Origin of the sequence: Chryseobacterium sp. HR92 (genome assembly GCF_045689405.1) — a bacterium.
In the GTDB taxonomy this organism is placed as follows: domain Bacteria; phylum Bacteroidota; class Bacteroidia; order Flavobacteriales; family Weeksellaceae; genus Chryseobacterium; species Chryseobacterium viscerum_A.
Genome location: NZ_CP139139.1, coordinates 4,887,787 through 4,904,999 on the forward strand (window position 1 = coordinate 4,887,787; position 17,213 = coordinate 4,904,999).

The 17,213-nt window shown below is 36.2% G+C and carries 16 protein-coding genes; 7 read left to right on the plus strand and 9 right to left on the minus strand.

What is annotated here, in order from left to right:
- Window position 1: 1 nt before the first annotated feature.
- The 4 genes from SFA27_RS22095 to SFA27_RS22110 form a co-directional block, all read right to left on the minus strand.
- Window positions 2-814 (minus strand): hypothetical protein, encoded by an 813-nt coding sequence (locus tag SFA27_RS22095; protein WP_407294948.1) that lies wholly within the window; start codon window positions 812-814, stop codon window positions 2-4.
- An 11-nt stretch (window positions 815-825) separates the two neighbouring features.
- Entirely contained in the window at window positions 826-1,683 is an 858-nt protein-coding gene (locus SFA27_RS22100) for a hypothetical protein (protein WP_047376268.1), read from the minus strand.
- Between the two features lie 225 nt (window positions 1,684-1,908).
- Window positions 1,909-2,199 (minus strand): hypothetical protein, encoded by a 291-nt coding sequence (locus SFA27_RS22105; protein WP_264518886.1) that lies wholly within the window; start codon window positions 2,197-2,199, stop codon window positions 1,909-1,911.
- A 48-nt stretch (window positions 2,200-2,247) separates the two neighbouring features.
- Window positions 2,248-3,519 (minus strand): DUF4113 domain-containing protein, encoded by a 1,272-nt coding sequence (locus SFA27_RS22110; RefSeq protein ID WP_407294952.1) that lies wholly within the window; start codon window positions 3,517-3,519, stop codon window positions 2,248-2,250.
- 299 nt (window positions 3,520-3,818) lie between these two features.
- On the opposite strand from SFA27_RS22110, the gene SFA27_RS22115 reads away from it, so the two are divergent.
- The 6 genes from SFA27_RS22115 to SFA27_RS22140 all read left to right on the plus strand — a co-directional run bounded on the left by SFA27_RS22115 (window position 3,819) and on the right by SFA27_RS22140 (window position 8,109).
- Window positions 3,819-4,319 (plus strand): M15 family metallopeptidase, encoded by a 501-nt coding sequence (locus SFA27_RS22115; protein WP_407294954.1) that lies wholly within the window; start codon window positions 3,819-3,821, stop codon window positions 4,317-4,319.
- Between the two features lie 245 nt (window positions 4,320-4,564).
- Window positions 4,565-5,602, plus strand: coding sequence for a patatin-like phospholipase family protein (locus SFA27_RS22120; RefSeq protein WP_407294956.1), 1,038 nt, complete (start codon window positions 4,565-4,567; stop codon window positions 5,600-5,602).
- Between the two features lie 230 nt (window positions 5,603-5,832).
- A complete protein-coding gene (locus tag SFA27_RS22125) occupies window positions 5,833-5,982 on the plus strand; it encodes a hypothetical protein (RefSeq protein ID WP_407294958.1) in 150 nt (49 codons plus the stop codon).
- 103 nt (window positions 5,983-6,085) lie between these two features.
- A complete protein-coding gene (locus SFA27_RS22130) occupies window positions 6,086-7,006 on the plus strand; it encodes a helix-turn-helix transcriptional regulator (protein ID WP_407294961.1) in 921 nt (306 codons plus the stop codon).
- A 53-nt stretch (window positions 7,007-7,059) separates the two neighbouring features.
- Window positions 7,060-7,677 (plus strand): hypothetical protein, encoded by a 618-nt coding sequence (locus SFA27_RS22135; protein ID WP_407294963.1) that lies wholly within the window; start codon window positions 7,060-7,062, stop codon window positions 7,675-7,677.
- On the plus strand, window positions 7,678-8,109 hold the full coding sequence (locus tag SFA27_RS22140) for a nucleoside deaminase (protein WP_047376259.1): 432 nt from the start codon (window positions 7,678-7,680) through the stop codon (window positions 8,107-8,109).
- Window positions 8,110-8,261: 152 nt separating this feature from the next.
- Here the strand turns inward: SFA27_RS22140 and SFA27_RS22145 are convergent, their stop codons facing one another.
- The 5 genes from SFA27_RS22145 to SFA27_RS22165 all read right to left on the minus strand — a co-directional run bounded on the left by SFA27_RS22145 (window position 8,262) and on the right by SFA27_RS22165 (window position 14,200).
- Complete coding sequence (locus SFA27_RS22145; protein ID WP_407294966.1) at window positions 8,262-8,789, minus strand: GNAT family N-acetyltransferase; 528 nt, start codon at window positions 8,787-8,789, stop codon at window positions 8,262-8,264.
- A 69-nt stretch (window positions 8,790-8,858) separates the two neighbouring features.
- Entirely contained in the window at window positions 8,859-9,617 is a 759-nt protein-coding gene (locus SFA27_RS22150; RefSeq protein WP_047376255.1) for a type III pantothenate kinase, read from the minus strand.
- Between the two features lie 227 nt (window positions 9,618-9,844).
- Window positions 9,845-11,683: a M1 family metallopeptidase gene (locus SFA27_RS22155; protein ID WP_047376253.1), complete on the minus strand. Its 1,839-nt coding sequence runs from the start codon at window positions 11,681-11,683 to the stop codon at window positions 9,845-9,847.
- A gap of 196 nt (window positions 11,684-11,879) precedes the next feature.
- Complete coding sequence (locus tag SFA27_RS22160; RefSeq protein WP_407294969.1) at window positions 11,880-12,350, minus strand: DUF1572 domain-containing protein; 471 nt, start codon at window positions 12,348-12,350, stop codon at window positions 11,880-11,882.
- Window positions 12,351-12,508: 158 nt separating this feature from the next.
- Window positions 12,509-14,200 carry a DUF6909 family protein gene (locus SFA27_RS22165; RefSeq protein WP_047376249.1) on the minus strand — a complete coding sequence of 564 codons (1,692 nt, stop codon included), beginning with the start codon at window positions 14,198-14,200 and terminating at the stop codon, window positions 12,509-12,511.
- A gap of 496 nt (window positions 14,201-14,696) precedes the next feature.
- Between SFA27_RS22165 and SFA27_RS22170 the strand changes: the two genes are divergently transcribed.
- Complete coding sequence (locus SFA27_RS22170; protein ID WP_047376247.1) at window positions 14,697-16,892, plus strand: glutamine synthetase III; 2,196 nt, start codon at window positions 14,697-14,699, stop codon at window positions 16,890-16,892.
- The last annotated feature ends 321 nt before the right edge of the window (window positions 16,893-17,213 follow it).

Consider the following 17,213-nt stretch of genomic DNA (forward strand, 5'->3'; position numbering starts at 1 on the left):
TTTATAATCCGAAAATACTTAAAGAAGTAAGTGTAGCATCAGTATCCAAAGTTTTTGAACTTCCCAGTTTCTGATTCAGGCTTACTGTAATATTATCCCCCTGGTTCAGGTTAAAAATTCCTGAACAGTTTCCCGCAACACGGTTTCCAATGGTATTGGTTCCGGGATAGCTTCCTACACACTTGAACACTTTATTGGTAGTGGAAGATGTTGAATTGGTTTGAATCAAAGTTTCATACCTTGAATCATTGGCAATGCTTCCGGATGCTAATGAAAAGGTAAAGGACACAATATATACTCCTGTTTTTGAGGCTGTAAAGATTCCTGTACCAGCATTAAAGCTGCTATTTACATCCGTTTTTTTAATCCAGCTGGTAACAGCGGTCTGCACTCCATCACCAAAACTTTGCGTCGAAGAGTTTTCTGCATCTACAAAGTCATTAGAGGTCTTATGAGCCAGAATGATCCATGAGGTTCCATTAGAATAGCTTAGATCCTGCGTTCCGGAGTTATACCTCAGCGCTCCGGCCTTAGCTGCAGAAGCAGATTGTGAAGTTCCCCCAATTCCGATTGCATTTAAACGTTCATTAGATCTAAGATCCAGTCTTGTTTTGGGAGATTTTGTTCCTGCTCCTACATTTCCTGCAGGAGTAATCACTATATCATCATAATAACTGGAAGGTATTGAAGCATTTGTGTTTTTCTGTCCGTCTATATGCACCGTTCCTTCCGGGGCAGACATATTGATTCCTATCTGAGCCTGCATCCACATGCCGCAGCCCATACATAAAGCCAGTCCTAATTTTTTTCTCATATCAAAGTGTGTTATTGTTCTAAAATAGAAAGATTTACAAAGCCATAATCATTGCTTGCAGAAGATAGATCTGTCCTCAGACTTAGATTACCATTATAAACAGACTGGTAGATATATGGCTGAAGAGTATCTCCCTTATTCAGCTGAACTCCAGCCACACAAGAACCTGCAACTTGTGCCTGTTTTGAAATATTGGAGAAAGATTTCACACATTTTTTAACAGTATTGTTTCCGTTCACTACATATCTCGCTTCCGAAAAATAGCCTGAAACTATAGGGATTCTCACAAAGTCATAGGTAAAAGAAACAAGATATACTCCGGTTCTTGGCGCTGTAAAAATACCTGTTCCGGGAGTAAAGTTTGCCGTAGGATCAGAAATCTCCGTCCATCCGGCAATACCTGTAGAAACCTGATAAGGAATTTTAACAGCAAAGTTCGCTGCCTGAATATTAGCTACCACTACAGCTTTGGTAGGGGAAGAAATAAGATCCTGCCACACAACGCCATCTGAGTACTGCATCTTTCCGCCATTCAGAGGGTTATATCTTACGGCACCTCCACCTGCTGATGAGGCCGTCTGGCTGGTCTCACCTATTCCTATTGAATTATCTGTGTTGACTGCAGACCGTGTATCTATCTTAACAGCAGGAGATAATGTTCCAATCCCTATTTCTCCTGTAGAAGTTATGACAACATCATTAGCAGCCTGTGTGGTAGAAGGAACTCCGGAGGTGGGATTATCTTTTGCCCCATCCACATGGAAAGTGGATTGAGGATTTGAAGTATTAATACCAACCTGCGCTTTTGAATAGCTGATAAAGCACAAGGGAATCAGTATTCCTTTCATCCAAATACTTAGATTTTTCATTTGATTTGTGGTTTAAAACGTGTACAATTCTCGGCCAAAGATAAATGTAAAAGCACATCATGTACAATAGCAGCCTTTAAAACAAAAACACATAAACCACTGAAAACAAGATAAGTAAGCACTTATTCCACATTATCAAAATACGGAATTTTACTATTTAAAATAAAACTACCCTTCTATTTTATGGGAAATTTTTAAAGTATTCTTATTTTTTAAAGAAAAATATTATTTTGAAGGCGCCATTAGAAAAAAAATCAGAAAGTCATGAATAAGTTCGTGGTATGATTTTTTGTCTCCCGATTTCAATATTTTACCTGTTTCGAGTTCTTCAATAATAATATCATAATGATTGCTTTTAGAATAGCTGAATGTTGAAATATAGACAACAACATTTCCTTTCTGCAATCCTAACGCTGTAGTATCTGCATCCCAATAATCAACAATCTTGTATCCGGAAAGATTTTCCCGGGATAATTGCTGTAATAGATTATTGATCTCAGTCGTTTTATTTTTCATTCAGTAAGAATGACGAAAATAAACAGAATTTTTGAATTAGGAATGGCTTTAATGAAACCTGAAATTAGCTTCCGGCAATGTATTTTTTTTCAGGAAAGCTTCATATTCCGGAGACAGTTTTGCACGTCCAAAGGTGTTTTCACCACTCATGCTTCCAAGGCGGACTTTATCCTTCCCAAATTTTCGGTTCATGGCATCCATGGCTTTCATCACGGGAAGATGCTGATTTTGTATATCTTCTTCGAAAAGACTGATTTGTCTCTGATCTTCGGGTACAAAATCATTCACCATCACCCCTGCCCTTTTATAATGAAATCCGTCTCTGTAAATAACTTCAAAAAGTTCATTAACCACTCTTCCTATTAAGATTGAGGAATTGGTAGGATTGGAAAGAATCCGGGTCATTGCATTTCTGTATTCAGGCAGATCTTTCCTAAAACGGTTGGTCTGCACAAAAACCGTAATCATTTTACAACAGGTATTCTGCTTTCTTAATCTTTCTGAGCAGTACATTCCAAAAGTTTCTACCCTTTCCCTTACTTCTTCTTTTTTTGTAAGCATCTGCATAAAACTTCGGGTAACAGCAATAGATTTTTTAGGAGAAGGAGCGTCCAGTTCCAGCTGACGAATTCCCTTCAGTTCATTAATCATCCTTACGCCATGAATTCCCATCATCTTCCGAACCCATATTTCAGGTTTCTGAAGAAGATCCCAGGCTTTATAGACGCCACTGTCGTTCATTTTGACGGCCAGTCTTCTTCCGATTCCCCAAACATCTGCGATATTAAGCCACTTCAATGCTTTTTCAATTTTTTCAGGAGAATCCAGAATATAAACGCCATTAAAATTATCCGGAAACTCTTTTACAATTCTATTCGCAACTTTACATAAAGTCTTAGTGGGAGCAATTCCGATACTTACGGGAATATTTTCTTTCTCATCAATCTCTTTTTTGATTTTAGAACAATATTCATGAATATCGATATACTTAAATCCTGTTAAATCAAGAAAAAGCTCATCAATACTGTAGACTTCATAATCAAGAACATAGGATTTGGCAATATTGATTACCTGCTGGCTTTTATAATTATACAATTCAAATTTTGCAGAAAAACTTTTCACATTATACTTTTGAAAAAGCTCCTTGTACTTGAATGCCGGGGCTGCCATGGGAATTCCCAGATCTTTTGCTTCTTTACTTCTGGATACAACACACCCATCGTTGTTGGAAAGAACCACAACGGGCTTGCCCTCAAGATCAGGATCTAAAGTCCTTTCACAGGAAACAAAAAAGTTATTACAATCTACAAGTGCATACATGACAGTTGCATGATAAATATCTACACAAAATTAGAGTTTTAAAAGAATAAAATAATCTTTTATCCCATAATTAACATCTTATTTAACAGTCTGAAAAACAAATGAATAAAATTATTAAATACGACACATTTTGTCGCATTAGTGCTTTAATTTTGGGTTCAAAAACATTTATTTAATCCCATTTCACAAGCCTGGTCATTCTCAAACACTCAGGAACATCTCACACAAAAAATTAAATAAAACACGTCAAGTTTCGTCGCTTCCGCTCTATACTTTTGTATCATAACAAAATAAGAAATATGGACAAAGTAACCTTGGAACGAATTCAGAAACTTCATCCGTTGGTAAGAGATGAAGTGAAGCAAATTATACAAGAATGTAATGAAGCCCTTACCGGAAGAGCCAAGATACGAATCATCCAGGGATTAAGATCTTTTGAAGAGCAGGAAAAGCTTTATGCGATCGGAAGAATTACTTCCGGAAAAAAGGTGACCAATGCTAAAGCAGGGCAAAGCATCCACAATTATGGTCTTGCCGTAGATATCTGCCTGGTGATTGACCGAAAAACAGTAAGTTGGGATACAGTAAAAGATTGGGATAATGACAAAGTTGCCGATTGGTATGAGTGTGTAAAAATCTTTGCCCGCCATGGCTGGGACTGGGGTGGAAACTGGAAAACCTTCAAAGACCTTCCCCACTTTGAAAAAAAGAACATTCCCTCTAAAAAAGGTTCCGTAAAAACCAGATGGAGAACACTCTTAAAGATGCCTAGAGATAAGCAGAATTATGTTGTTTTTTAACTCTCATTTATCAAACCATTAAAAGACTAACTCTCTGATTTTAAGCTCCATTTTTTTGATAAAATTAATTAAAATCATTTATAATACGACAAGTTCTGTCGCTTCCTCCGTCTATCTTTACTTTATAAGAAAACACCAAAAGCAATCCTTATAATAAGCTGAAACCAATAGATATTTTTCGGAAATCTATTGGTTTTACTTGTCTAAAGCTGCTAAATGTTTCTTTAAAAAAATAAAAAAATAACATGAAAAAGACAACCATTCTTTCTTTGGACGGAGGTGGAATAAGAGGAATCATCACCTGTATTATTCTGCGTTACATAGAAGAGCAGCTCCAGTATTATGATAAGCCAACAGCTAAGCTTGGGGATTATTTTGACCTGGTGGCAGGCAGCAGCACCGGAGGTCTGATTGCTTCTATTATTCTATGTCCCGACGAAACCCGAAAAGCAAAATATTCTATTCAGAAAGGATTAGAATTATATGCAGAAAAGGGCGGCGATATCTTCCAGGTTTCCTTTTGGGAAAAACTGGTTAATCCATTCGGATTATTGAATGAAAAAATTCCACAGGAATCACTTGAAAGGAATTTAAATGACTTTTTTGGAAATTTAGAATTAAAAGAATTAATAAAACCATGTTTAATAACAAGTTATGACATTGAGAACAGAAGAGCAAAACTTTTCAATTCATGGAATGCCAACCTCAGCACAGATAACTTCTACGTAAAAGATATCTGCAGGGCAACTTCAGCCGCACCTACCTATTTTAGTCCGGTACAGATCAAATCCATGTATGGACAGATCTTCAGCCTGATTGACGGAGGAATGTTTGCCAATAATCCTGCCCTCTGTGCTTATGCAGAGGCAAGAAAAATTCCTTTTGCCGAAGTTTTAAAAAACCATCAGAAAGCCAACCATCCGAGTGTAAATGATATGATTATTGTTTCTATCGGAACAGGAATTGAAGCCAGACCTTATCCTTTTAAAAAACTGGAAAAAGCAGGGAAAATTGGCTGGGTAAGCCCGATTATTGATATTTTAATGTCTGCCAATGCAGAAACAGTAGATTATCAATTGGAACAGATGTTTCAGACACTGGGTTTGAGAAATCAGAAAAACTATTACCGCCTGAATCCCTCACTGAAAAACGCATCTCCGGCAATGGATAACGTAAAAAGGTCTAATATTGAAAACCTTATACAGGCCGGATTGAGCTATATTGATGATAACAGAGAAATCCTGAATCAGATTGTTCAAAAGCTCATCAGAAATAAAATATAAGCCCTGAACCTTATAACTATCTAATATAAGCTTTAAAGATTATATTTCAAAACTGGAAAATATTTTTTAAACACGTCAAGTTTTGTCGTTTTGCCCCGATATCTTTGGAGTATCAAAAGACACAAAACAAGAATCCATAAAACTTTAAAAAGCCTTTGAATTCAACATTCGCCTATGCTGAACAACCTGAAGTATGTTCAGAATGTAACCAACATCTTATAACACAAAACATGGAAACACCCGATACCAAATTACTCTTTGACGCAAACCTCTTTACAATAGAATGGAGCGACATAGAAAATGCTGAGATAGATTATGAAAACTATCTGAACGACATTGACAACTTCCTCAGAGAAGATTTTGAAGAAGATACTTTTTAGATAAAAAATAAAACACGACACGTTTTGTCGCATTAACCGCATATATTTGTCTTATAAAACTTTATCATGAAACGCAGTTCTGCTGTGTCCTAAAAAAAGAGAAATGAAGAAAGATTTTTATCTGACAAGATATGCCTTAATAATTAAAAGATTAGAAAGTTCTCCGGCTACCTATTCCCAGCTGGAGGACTATCTTTTAAATTCTTTTGAATTCCAGGATGCCGGAATCAAGAGCTACTCTATCCGTACCCTGCAAAGGGATATCCGGGAGATTTCCGATCTTTTTAATCTTTCCATCCACAACAAGAAAAAGGGGGACAACCGATACTATATCGAGAGCCGACCAATCATGGAAGTGGATGAGTACAACCAGAAATTACTGGAATCTTTTCAGGTAAGTAACGCTCTGAATCTTCATCCGGATTTTTCAGATTTTATCTTTTTTGAAAGCCGGAAACCCACCGGTGTGGAACATTTTTATGATCTGTTCTTTGCCATCCGAAATAAAAGGGTTGTAAGCTTTGAACATTACAATTACAAAAACAAACTGATGACTTCCAGAAAAGTTCATCCTTTAGCCTTAAAAGAATCCAAAGACCGATGGTATCTTATTGCCATTGACACGAAAGATAAAGCTTTAAAATCTTTCGGGCTTGATAGAATCAACTATCTTGACGTAGCTAACAATCAGTTTAGAGAGAAGTACAAATATAATTTCAGAGAGCATTTCAAAAATGCATTCGGAGTAATGAATCTGACGGAGCAGAAACCACAGAATATAGTATTGAAATGCAGCCGCCATCAGGGAGAGTACATCAGAAGCTTTCCTCTTCATCAATCGCAGAAAGAGACCAAAGAAACTCCGGAAGAGATTTATTTTGAGTTCTTCCTTCATCCTACTTATGACTTTATGCAGGAAATTCTTTCTTATGGAAAAGAAGTAACTGTTCTGGAACCTAAAGGTTTAGTTGATGACATCCGTAATCATTTACAGGAATCTTTGAACCGTTATCTTGAAAGCTGATTATAAAAAACACATTTCATATTTTTTGTTATATTTACATAAATATACCCTTATTGAAAACTTTATTTGTTGGCATCAGCTGCTTTATTTCCACCTTTTTTCTGGCACAGCAGAAAGAAGAATTCAGGCTTGTAAAGAGCTATTATAACCAGCACAGAAATATGCTGAATAAAGAGTTCAAAAAAAAGTTTGATGCTGAATCCAATACGGATAAAAAAGTGGCAATAAAAGGAGATTTTCTCTTTTTCATGAAAAAAATGGACAGCATTGAAAACAATGCCTTGATCGGGGCTTTATTAAAGGTAAGAAACCTGGAAGACCTCCAAACCATCAGGAATCCTAAATTAAATCCATCCGAAAAATTTTCTGATGCAGAAAAGGTTGCGGATTATCCCGGAGGGCTTAATTCTTTGAGACAGGAAGTTGCCAATCTGCTATACGTTGATGGGGTTTATTCCTTAGAAAAAATGATAAAAACAGATGTTGATTTTATTGTAGAAAAAGATGGTACAGTAAGCAATGTTCATGCACAGGGAGATAATTTCACCTTCAACAGACAGGCAGAAATTGCATTATATTCTCTTGCAGAAAAGTTCTCTCCGGCAATGATAAAAGGAGATCCTACCACTTATCGTTTTAAATTACCTTTAACTTTAACGATCACCGATTAAATGTTTACTGACGAATATTACATGAAAATGGCCCTGCAGGAAGCAGAAGCTGCTTTGGAAAAAGATGAGGTTCCTATTGGATGTGTAGTAGTTTCCAATAACAGGATTATCGCAAGAGCCCACAATCTTACCGAAACCCTGAATGATGTTACTGCTCACGCAGAAATGCAGGCCATCACTTCAGCGGCCAATTTCCTTGGAGGAAAGTATTTAAAAGACTGTACATTGTATGTAACAATGGAACCATGCGTGATGTGCTCAGGTGCACTTTCCTGGTCTCAGATTTCAAAAGTGGTGATTGGCGCACGGGATGAACAAAGAGGGTTTATCAATAAACATCTTTCTCTGCACCCGAAAACAGAAATCATTACAGGCATCATGGAAGCCGAATGTTCTTCTATTGTTAAAGATTTTTTTAAAAGTAAAAGATAACCTTTTCATTGAAAGAATTTGATTCGTGTCTTGGTGGACTTTAACCTTTTCTCAATAGTTTAGATAATAATAGTATAAAAAGCCAGAGAAAATTAAAATATTCTCTGGCTTTTGTTTTTATAGAATCAGGAATGTATTCATATTCCTTATAATCAGTCTTTAAAAATAGAGTATCTCACTATATCAAAATATTCTCCATCTTTCTTCATTTCCTGCTTTAAAACAGCTTCCTGCTCCATTCCTATTTTCTCCATTATTCTTCCGGATGCCGGGTTGTGAAGAAAATGGGTAGCAAAGATCTTATGGAAACCCAGGTCCTTAAAACCAAAATCTACAATTGCTCCTGCTGCTTCAGTTACATATCCTTTATTCCAATAAGGTATTCCTATCCAGTACCCAAGCTCCGCTTTATCATCATCCCTGTCATGCAGTCCGATAGCACCTATGATATGTCCTTCTTTGTTCCTGATAGCAAAAGTATATCCTGTTTGATTATCAAAAGCTTCCTTTGACATTTTCAGCCAGGATCTGGCATCATTTTCTACGTAAGGATACGGAATATTAGAGGTAAGATCAGAATAAATCCTATGTTGAAGATATTCAACAATAAAAGGAACATCCTTTTCTTCCAGTTGTGAGAGAATAAGTCTTTCGGTTTCTATGATGGGAAATTTTTCCATTGTATTAAGGTTAAAGTTAAGTGTAAGATAAGATATGACTTGAGCTCAACCCAGCCTTAATCTTTTAATTTATAAATCTTTCCCCAGGAAATAAAGGCCTTTCAATGTATGAAGCCTGTCCATCACATGAATCTTATCTGTCAGAGGTTTATAGATATGGGAGACACCTCCCGTTGCTACTACGAAACAATCGTCATTTACCTCCTCGTTGATGCGGCTTACAAAGCCTTCTACCATTCCCAGGAAGCCATATACCATTCCGCTTTGCATACAGGTTACTGTATCCAATCCCAAAACAGATTTTGGCTTTTTCAGTTCAATGTCCGGAAGCTGTGCGGTCTGGTTGATCAATGAATTTAAGGAAGTAACAATTCCCGGAGCAATAATCACTCCCAGGGTTTCCCCTGTTTCTGTCACACAACTGGCTGTAAGAGCGGTTCCGAAATCTATAACAATTTTCTTCCTGTTAGGGTACAGATTGTGTGCCGCCACAAGATTTGCATAAATATCTGTTCCCATCTGCTTAGATTTCGCCTGGACTCCTGAAGGAGTTGACCTATCAACAATTACAGGAGTAGTTCCGTGAATCTTTTTGATACCGGAGCTCATTACTTTGGTAAGCTGAGGTACTACTGACCCAATAATTACTTTGTCGATTTCTGTTGGCTCAATTTTATAAGTTTGATAAAGCATCAGCATCTGTACGTAAAGCTCATCTGCCGTTCTGTAAGGTTTTGTATTGATTACCCACGAAATATCACAATTATCACCATTGAAAAGACCAAATCTGATATTGCTGTTTCCTACGTTTATTACGATTGAATTCATTGATATATTTTTCAGAAGAAATTCATGATTTATAATTGAAATTCCTGCTTGATTTTGAGGGACTAAATTTAATCATTTTTATAAAAACTAGCCTTGGATCTCTTATAAATTAAGTCTATCTTAAAAATATATCTGTACATATCAACATGTGCCAGCCAGTCCTTTCTTTACGGTAAACGGCGCGGAAATTTTATTTCCGCGCCGTTTACTGTATTATTTTGTATTCATTATTTTACTTCCACAAAATTATCTTCCATATTTACATCTGCAATTCTCTGGCTGAAATCAATTCCAAGAACAGATAATTGAGATTTGGTGTAAGGAATGGTAAGAGTATATTCTTTTTGCGTCCAGGGCCAGTAAGGCATTGTTTTAAGATCACCATAAATATCTTTTTGTTTCCATGTGTGAGTCATATTCAGCGGGATCTGATAAGTCACTATTTTCTTATCGGTTGTCATCACTCCGAAATCTATCGGCATTGGAACCTGACCATTGTTGATTAAGGTAATAGTTGTAGATTTTGCATCGTATTTTACGTCTTTTATTCCGTAATCAATCGTTTTTGTAGTGTTGATCCAATAATTATGGAACCATTTCAGATCCATTCCGGAAACTTTCTGTGCGATGTGAAGGAAATCCCTGTCTGAAGGATGCTTCATGCTCCACTGGTCATAGTATTGTTTTAAGGTTTCTGCAAGGTTCTGTTCTCCCATAATGTATCCAAGCTGTACCAGGTATAATTCTCCTTTTACATAGGATGCATATGTATAAGATGTACCATTATCATGGTGATCCCCCAGCCATACTGCAGGTTCTTCTATTCCTTTTTTAATAAATTTTCTGTAGGCATCCAATCTTTCCATAAAAGGATTCGGCAGATCTTCAGGAAATAGCTGATACATGGTATATCCTTCCGCATAGCTTGTAAAACCTTCATCCATCCATGGACGTACAGATTCATTGGTAGCCAGCATCTGCTGATACCATGAGTGAGATCCTTCGTGAGCCATTAAGCCCATTAAATCTTTAACGTTTTTCGCTTCACCTAAAATCATGGTACACATTCCGTATTCCATTCCGCCGTCACCTCCCTGAATGAATGCATAAGTAGGATATACATATTTTCCAAAGTGGGCATTCATAATCTGGAAATACTTAGTGATATAAGGCTGTGATTCGCCCCATGCTTTTGTTTTATCGTTTTTCTGATATACCAGATAGACTTTTGGACCTTCCGGAACATTGAAGCTTTCTACAGAATAATCTCTGTCTGCACTCCACGCAAAATCAAGAATGTTTTTTGCCGTCCATTTCCAGATTGCTTTTTTGTCTTTTTCAGTTTTTATTTTAGCATTGGCATCATATCCTTTTACTTCTGTTGGGTTTTCAAGAATACCTCCTGCTCCTACAACATAATCTTTGTTGATTTTAATAGTAACATCAAAGTCTGAGAACGGAGCATGAAATTCTCTTCCCAGATAATCAAAGGTTGCCCAGCCGTCATAATCGTACTCGGCAATTTTCGGATACCACTGCGTCATTGTCATGTCTACTCCTTCTCTGTTATTTCTTCCGCTTCTTCTGATCTGCTGAGGAATCACGGAATCCCAATCCATTGTAAAAGTAGTTGTAGAATTCGGTTTTATAGGTTCTGCCAGGTATACTTTCATAATGGTTTCCTGAACTTCAAATTTCAGGTCTTTCCCATTTTGTTTAATCCAATGGATATTCTGAGCTCCTTCCTGATCTTTTGGAATAGAAGCAAGCCTTGATATACCATCTTTCTGCAACCTTCCGTCACCATTCTTGCCTTGGGAAGCCACTCTTTGATCCATCATGGAATTAGGTTTGAAAGCATTCCAATATAGATGGAAATATACCACATTCAGCTCATCCGGCGAATTGTTGGTGTATTCTAAAGTCTGTTTTCCCTGATAGGTAAATTTTTCAGCATTGACATCAATATCCATCTTGTACTTCGCAGCCTGCTGATAATAAGCTCCTTGCTGAGCCTGAAATTGTGAAATGATAAACGCAAAAATGATTGCAGCCGATTTTCTCATTTAAAATTTTATTTTTTTTAAAGGTAGTAATTTAAACAAGATCCTCAAATAGGAGTTATTTTGAGATTTTAGTCTGTTTAATATAGCTTTAGATGAATATTAATCGAGATTGTTAAACTTTTTAGGGGCTTTATTTGAACATCACCTTGCCAAGGTTTAAAACCCTGACAAGGTGATGTTATTTTATAAGTAATTTTTACTGGTTCTTCAACAGTTTTTTGATTAGAGTAATCTGTCCCAGGTGATAATAGCTATGTTCGATCATTCCGTCTATATTTCTGCGGTAAGACCCATATTTTTCATCAACAAAAACTTCATCAAGTTTAGAATCGGGCATCTGTTCAAGTAATGCTGCAAACTTTTCAGAATCTATCCAAAGTTTATTTAACAGATTTTCCCATTGTTCCCGGGATTCTATGGAAGGAAGATCAAAACTGAATTTATCTTTGATCTCGAGATCACCCCCTTCAAAAACATTGATAATTCCTGCAATATAATAATCAATGTGAAAAGTGAGCATAGCAATCGTATTTAAAGAATCTACCTTCTTCACAGCCTGTTCCCAGGTTACATCTGAAAGCTGATCCTTAAAATTGGTATTGGCAATCCAGAAACCGTCAAGCAGTACTTCTCTGAATCTTTTTGATAATTCTGATACTGAACTCATTGTGTAGTATTTTGTTTTCTAAAGATAGGCAATTGGATAATCATTTTTAAACTTCCTTCAGGTTTTGCAGATAACACAGAGGCTCATAAGTTTTCTCAATATAAAAAACCTCAAATGCAAAATACAGCTGAGGTTGATATTATACTATTGAATTACAATTATTTTTTAGTTGAAGCTTCTTTCTTTCCGCTTCTTAGAATTTTCTCAAGGATTCTTAAAGTAATCAGATAAGTTGGTTTTACTCCTGTAAGCCCAAGCCCTCCTGAAGATAATGTACTTCCTGTTTCCAATGGATTATCAGAAGCGTAATAAGCATACATTACAAACAGATCCGGTGAAATATGGTGTCTGATCTTCGACGCTACCTGAATCGCTTTCTGATAATGTGCTCCTTCCATTTCCAGACCAATCGCTTTCCATGAAGTATTCATAAAGTAGGATAAAATATCTCTGTTTTGCAGTGAAGTTCCTAAAACAGTAATCATTGGGCCTTCAAAAGCTTTTAATTCATCATCTTTGAAATCTTCCAGCTTCAATGCATTCTCAAATGGATAGTTGTCCGCAGTTCCTTCAAAAATATGAGAAGTAGGAATCATAATATCTCCTTTTTCTCCTGTAAGAATTCCTGCTTTCCCCATAATAGAGACAGATTTCACTTTCATCATATAGATTTCCCCTTTGTGCTCAAAAGGTCTTAAAAGCTCATCCATTACCTCAAAAGCCTGCTCTCCGAATGCATAGTCAAAAACCATTACTACATCATCTCCTCCGAACTTGCAATCTGCAAATGGTGTATTCTTTAGATCTGTTTTGCTGAGGTCTATAATCTGAACATCTATATTACTTCCACTTTTATCGGCAATATGAATCATCCCTTCATCCAAAGCATACTTTAAAACTTTATCACGAAGTTCTTTTTTGTTCGAAATATCTTCGTACAGTTTATAATCCACTTCATGATGCTGTTTCTTTTTAAGTGCATTATTGGCATACAGCATATTTTTCACAGAGTGCATATTGGCAGAAATAATATGCAGCGGACGCATGTGAAGATTGTTTTCAAATAAAACCTCTTTCACTTTATTCGCCCATTTCTCACCAAAATAATGATGCCCTACTCTTTCCTTTAATATAGAACTGAAATGAATTTCTCTTTCTCTGCTGCTTTTAGCATCTTCAAGACTTACCTTTCCTAAGTTGTAGATAATTTTGAATAAACGGTCAGGATTATGATCATCACCGAAAGTATTATAAGCTCTTAGCGTTTCATCAAAAGATCTTCCTATTAAAGAAGAAAGATGAATAAGTGCCACTTCTTTTTCTTTTCTGCTGTATTTCTTTTCACCCTTCACCACTTCTTCAATAATTTTGAATGCACGTGTCGGTTTCCAGTTTTCGTCCTGGATGAATGCCAGGTTACGGATTTTATCAGCTTCTATAAAAAGGAAGGTAAGATGGGTAAGAATGTCATAAATTTCGGAACGGCCCAAAAGAACCTCAATATTCATCTGGTGTTCGTCTATTCTATAACAGTTTCTTCTTCTTTTCTTAGGAACAATAGGTTCGAAACTTCCTTTATCAAACCCTTCATCTGATGTAAGATGAATAAAAGCACATTCTTCAATCCCTTCCGGAAGTCTGTCTAAAACATACATCAACCCGTCAAGTTCCAATTTGCTTGGAATATTCATGGTACCATAAATCTCTGGGTTGATTGTCTTCAGCAAACTTCTGATGCTCTCTCCTGAAACTCCTCCTGGCTTGAAAAATCCTCTATAAAATAAGTGTCTCATAGAAATGTACAGTCTTTCAATAGCCTCCGTTGTTTCTCTTGCTCTAGAATTTGTCATAAAATAAATTTCACACAAATATACAAAATCTCCACTCAACTTATTTTAACTATCTTTTAATAAGTTGTTTAAAACCTATAGATAAGCGGGTTTTATTTTGGAATATTTTAACCCGTCCTATTATTTTGTCTGCTACTTATTGTAGTATTATTTTGAACCTGTACTGTATTCACTTTCCATTTCTCTTTCATCTTTTCATTTATTTCAGAAAAAAAAATCAAGAATTAGTTTAAAATAATTGTAATTTTAATGCTATACAATTCCATACACCATCGGATTGTATATTTTCTTTTTGCACGGCTAAAGTTAATATCTCTGGTTTTTCAAGCCTGTGAATGTTAACTTTTAACCACAAATCAACAGTGAACCCCAACAAAAACACCCAAACAATCGTTTAAATTATATAAATTTTGAAAACACCCCTAAAATTTTTAGGGTTAAAATATTTTCAATTCATTTTTTTTGTAAATTTGCCCTGTAAAAAATCAACCCAATTATGTCAACCTTAAGATTCAAAGCATTAGAAACCCTTCCATTTAAGGATTTCAGAAAAGACAACTCTGTTGAAATCCCTGCGAAATTATCAGAGCTATTCTGTAAAAATGTTTTCTCAGAAGAAACAATGAGAGAATATTTAACGAAAGAAGCATTCGGTTCTATTATGGATGCTATTAAAAAAGGAACTAAAATCCAGAGGCACATTGCAGACCAGGTAGCTGTAGCAATGAAAGACTGGGCAATGAGCAAAGGTGTAACACACTACACTCACTGGTTTCAGCCTTTGACGGGTACTACTGCAGAAAAGCACGACTCATTCTTCACTCCAATTGAAGGAGGTAGAGCTATCGAGAGATTCAGTGGAAACATGCTTATTCAGCAGGAGCCTGATGCATCGTCTTTCCCTAACGGAGGTATCAGAAATACTTTTGAAGCAAGAGGATATACAGCTTGGGATCCTACATCTCCGGCATTCATTATGGGAACTACATTATGTATTCCTTCCATCTTCATCTCTTATACAGGAGAAACATTAGATTACAAAGCTCCTCTTTTAAGAGCTTTAAACGCTGTAGATGAAGCTGCAACTAATGTAATGCAGTATTTTGACAAAAACGTAACGAAGGTAACTCCTACTCTGGGTTGGGAGCAGGAATATTTCCTTGTAGATTCAGCATTATATCAATCTCGTCCGGACCTTGTGTTAACAGGCAAGACATTACTTGGACATTCACCGGCAAAAGGACAGCAATTGGATGACCACTATTTCGGTTCTATTCCTACAAGAGTAATGAACTTCATGAAAGAGCTGGAAATCGAGTGTATGAAATTGGGAATTCCTGCAACAACAAGACACAACGAGGTTGCACCAAATCAGTTCGAGCTTGCACCAATGTTTGAAGAAGTAAACGTTGCTGTAGACCACAACTCATTGTTGATGGATATTATGGCAAGAGTAGCTCACAAACACCACTTCCACATTCTTTTCCACGAAAAGCCATTCGCTGGAGTAAACGGAAGCGGAAAGCACAACAACTGGTCTTTAGCTACAGATACTGGAGAAAACCTTTTAAGCCCGGGAAAAAATCCAAAGAAAAACTTACAGTTCTTAACATTCTTTGTTAACACCATTAAGGCGGTTCACGAATATGCAGATCTTTTAAGAGCAAGTATTGCTTCTGCAAGCAATGACCACAGACTTGGCGCCAATGAAGCTCCACCGGCAATTATTTCCGTATTCATCGGAACTCAGCTGTTCAGCGTATTGGAAGAACTTGAAAAAGTAACGAACGGAAAATTATCTCCGGAAGAGAAAACAGAATTAAAATTAAATGTAGTTGGAAAAATTCCTGAAATTTTATTAGATAATACTGATAGAAACAGAACTTCTCCATTTGCATTTACAGGAAATAAATTTGAAATCAGAGCGGTAGGTTCTTCTGCAAACTGCGCAGAGTCTATGACTGTAATGAACACTATTGCAGCAAAACAGCTTAATGATTTCAAGAAAGAAGTTGATGCTTTAATTGAAACTGGTCTTAAGAAAGATGAAGCTATCTTTAATGTATTGAGAGAATACATCAAGCAGTGTAAAAACATTATGTTTGAAGGAGACGGATATTCTGATGACTGGGCTAAAGAAGCTAAAAAAAGAGGATTGAACAACCTTAAAACAACTCCGGAAGCTTTAAAGCAGGAAATGGATAAAAAATTCTTAGACCTATATGAAGAGATGGGAATTTTCAACCATAGAGAAGTAGAGGCAAGAAATGAAATTAAATTAGAGAAGTACTCTACTGTTATTGATATTGAAGCAAGAGTGCTGGGTGATATCGCAAGAAACCACATCATTCCTTCTGCATTAAATTATCAGAACAGATTAATTGAAAACGTAAAAGGCCTTAAAGAAATCTTTGGTGACAAAGAATTCAAATCGCTAGCTAAAGAACAGATGAGTTTAATTACAAGCATTTCTGAAAATGTTTCTAAAATTAAACTTGGTGTTGAAGATCTTCTTAAAGCAAGAGAAGCAGCAAAAGGTATTTCAGACAGCCAAAAACAGGCAGAAAGCTATTGTAACAAAGTAAAACCATTATTCGATCCTATCAGAGAGGCTTCTGATGCATTGGAAATGATGGTAGACGATGAGCTTTGGCCAATGACAAAATACAGAGAAATGTTGTTTACAAAATAACGTCCTGTAAAGTTCCATATTAGTTTAAATTCCTCGGTTTTCCGGGGAATTTTTTTGTTTTATTAACAGTCTTGAAAATGAGAGTTTTAAATTACAAAACCTGATATATAGAAGAAAATCGATTTAGTTTGTTAAAGAATCTTAATAAAAAAAACCGCACACTTACCAAAAATAGGCCGTTGCGGTTTATTTTTCTTTAACATATGCAAATTATATGTTAAAATGTGTTAAAATAAGATCCTGACAATTATCATATCAGGGGTCTTTTATTCGGAATCTCTACTTTTGTATTGCTTTTGAAAATAAATATTCCTTTTTAAC

What these genes read in the sequence shown, in the direction of transcription:
- SFA27_RS22125 (WP_407294958.1), top strand. Translation starts at nt 5,833, where the DNA reads ATGGAAACACCCGATACCAAATTACTCTTTGACGCAAACCTCTTTACA.
- SFA27_RS22170 (WP_047376247.1), top strand. Translation starts at nt 14,697, where the DNA reads ATGTCAACCTTAAGATTCAAAGCATTAGAAACCCTTCCATTTAAGGAT.
- SFA27_RS22160 (WP_407294969.1), bottom strand. Translation starts at nt 12,350, where the DNA reads ATGAGTTCAGTATCAGAATTATCAAAAAGATTCAGAGAAGTACTGCTT.
- SFA27_RS22105 (WP_264518886.1), bottom strand. Translation starts at nt 2,199, where the DNA reads ATGAAAAATAAAACGACTGAGATCAATAATCTATTACAGCAATTATCC.
- SFA27_RS22115 (WP_407294954.1), top strand. Translation starts at nt 3,819, where the DNA reads ATGGACAAAGTAACCTTGGAACGAATTCAGAAACTTCATCCGTTGGTA.
- SFA27_RS22140 (WP_047376259.1), top strand. Translation starts at nt 7,678, where the DNA reads ATGTTTACTGACGAATATTACATGAAAATGGCCCTGCAGGAAGCAGAA.
- SFA27_RS22095 (WP_407294948.1), bottom strand. Translation starts at nt 814, where the DNA reads ATGAGAAAAAAATTAGGACTGGCTTTATGTATGGGCTGCGGCATGTGG.
- SFA27_RS22110 (WP_407294952.1), bottom strand. Translation starts at nt 3,519, where the DNA reads ATGTATGCACTTGTAGATTGTAATAACTTTTTTGTTTCCTGTGAAAGG.
- SFA27_RS22100 (WP_047376268.1), bottom strand. Translation starts at nt 1,683, where the DNA reads ATGAAAAATCTAAGTATTTGGATGAAAGGAATACTGATTCCCTTGTGC.
- SFA27_RS22155 (WP_047376253.1), bottom strand. Translation starts at nt 11,683, where the DNA reads ATGAGAAAATCGGCTGCAATCATTTTTGCGTTTATCATTTCACAATTT.
- SFA27_RS22130 (WP_407294961.1), top strand. Translation starts at nt 6,086, where the DNA reads ATGAAGAAAGATTTTTATCTGACAAGATATGCCTTAATAATTAAAAGA.
- SFA27_RS22150 (WP_047376255.1), bottom strand. Translation starts at nt 9,617, where the DNA reads ATGAATTCAATCGTAATAAACGTAGGAAACAGCAATATCAGATTTGGT.
- SFA27_RS22165 (WP_047376249.1), bottom strand. Translation starts at nt 14,200, where the DNA reads ATGACAAATTCTAGAGCAAGAGAAACAACGGAGGCTATTGAAAGACTG.
- SFA27_RS22145 (WP_407294966.1), bottom strand. Translation starts at nt 8,789, where the DNA reads ATGGAAAAATTTCCCATCATAGAAACCGAAAGACTTATTCTCTCACAA.
- SFA27_RS22120 (WP_407294956.1), top strand. Translation starts at nt 4,565, where the DNA reads ATGAAAAAGACAACCATTCTTTCTTTGGACGGAGGTGGAATAAGAGGA.